Origin of the sequence: Maridesulfovibrio ferrireducens, assembly GCF_900101105.1 — a bacterium.
Taxonomy (GTDB): domain Bacteria; phylum Desulfobacterota; class Desulfovibrionia; order Desulfovibrionales; family Desulfovibrionaceae; genus Maridesulfovibrio; species Maridesulfovibrio ferrireducens.
The window spans coordinates 1-1,928 of the sequence record NZ_FNGA01000010.1 but is presented as its reverse complement, the minus strand read 5'-3'; the positions used below and the strand labels follow the sequence as shown (position 1 = coordinate 1,928).

Sequence of the window (1,928 nt, the reverse complement as noted above, 5' to 3'; positions counted from 1 at the left end):
CAATAAGATCTTTACACAAATTTTTGAGAGATGTTGTCCACTTAATGTGTGACTCCTCTTGAATTATACAACTTCTCCATTTGAGAGAGGTGTGTTCTTTGAAAGTTAAATAGGGAAATAGAGAAGAAAGATAAGTTTTTAAGGGCAACTGGTGGATGCCTTGGCGCTAAGAGGCGATGAAAGACGTGATAGGCTGCGATAAGCATTGGATAGCCGCCAAGTAGGCTTTGACCCAATGATTTCTGAATGGGGAAACCCAGCAGAGTAACCCTCTGTTATCCTTTGACTGAATACATAGGTCTTAGGAAGCGAACCCGGTGAAGTGAAACATCTCAGTAGCCGGAGGAGAATAAATCAAAAGAGATTCCCAAAGTAGCGGCGAGCGAAATGGGATTAGCCCAAACCGTGTGTTTTCGAACATGCGGGGTTGTAGGGCCTTTATAAGTGATCTGTATAGATAGCGGAAATGTCTGGGAAGGCATGTCATAGAGAGTGAAAGCCTCGTACGCGAAGTCGAAAGCAGCACGTAAGGTACCTGAGTACCACGGGACACGAGAAACCCCGTGGGAATCTGGGAGGACCATCTTCCAAGGCTAAATACTCCTTAGCGACCGATAGTGAACCAGTACCGTGAGGGAAAGGTGAAAAGAACCCCTGTTAGGGGAGTGAAATAGAACCTGAAACCAGTTGCCTACAAGCTGTGGGAGCGGACTTGTTCCGTGACCATTTGCCTTTTGCATAATGGGCCAGTGAGTTAATCTGTAATGCAAGGTTAAGCAGTGATGTGTAGCCGTAGCGAAAGCGAGTCTGAATAGGGCGACAAGTATTGCGGATTAGACCCGAAACCAGGTGATCTATCCATGGGCAGGCTGAAGCTTGAGTAAAATCAAGTGGAGGGCCGAACCGTTGTAAGTTGAAAATTGCTCGGATGACCTGTGGATAGGGGTGAAAGGCCAATCAAACTTGGTGATAGCTGGTTCTCTCCGAAATATATTGAGGTATAGCCTCAGGAGTTTACTTGCGGAGGTAGAGCACTGACAAGGCTAGGGGTCTCACCAGATTACCAAACCTTATCAAACTCCGAATGCCGTAAGTTATATCCTGGGAGTCAGACTGCGGGTGCGAAGGTCCGTAGTCGAAAGGGAAACAGCCCAGACCGTCAGCTAAGGTCCCTAAATCAATGCTCAGTGGACAAGGTGGTGGAGTTGTATAGACAGCCAGGAGGTTGGCTTAGAAGCAGCCATCCTTTAAAGAAAGCGTAATAGCTCACTGGTCTAACGATTCTGCGCCGAAAATGTAACGGGGCTAAGCATTGTACCGAAGCTACGGGATGCGTCTTTGACGCATCGGTAGGAGAGCGTTCTCAGATGGGATGAAGGTGAATCGGAAGGTTTGCTGGACTAATGAGAAGTGATTATGCTGGCATGAGTAACGTTAAAACGAGTGAGAAACTCGTTCGCCGTAAGACTAAGGTTTCCTGGGTAAAGCTAATCTTCCCAGGGTTAGTCGGTTCCTAAGGCGAGGCCGCAAGGCGTAGTCGATGGAAAACAGGTTAATATTCCTGTACCTGTAAGTGTGTGCGATGGAGGGACGCAGAAGGATAGCTCAGCCAACTGTTGGATATGTTGGTGTAAGTATGTAGGCTTGAGTCATAGGCAAATCCGTGATTCTTTAGGCCGAGATACGATGCCGTAACTTTACGTTTGAAGTGAGTGATTCCATACTGCCTAGAAAAGCTTCTAAGTTTAGCACTTATAGACCGTACCGCAAACCAACACAGGTAGTCGGGTCGAGCAGACCAAGGCGCTTGAGAGAACTCTGGTTAAGGAACTCGGCAAAATGATCCCGTAAGTTAGCGATAAGGGATGCTCTCATTAGTGATTAGATTTACTTTATGAGCTTTTGAGAGCCGCAGAGAATCGGGGGGG

Annotated in this window: 1 rRNA gene; it reads left to right on the top strand. The window is 47.1% G+C overall.

Going from position 1 to position 1,928, the window contains the following annotated elements:
- Positions 1 to 128: 128 nt before the first annotated feature.
- A 23S ribosomal RNA gene (locus BLT41_RS17265) occupies positions 129 to 1,928 on the top strand; the annotation flags it as partial.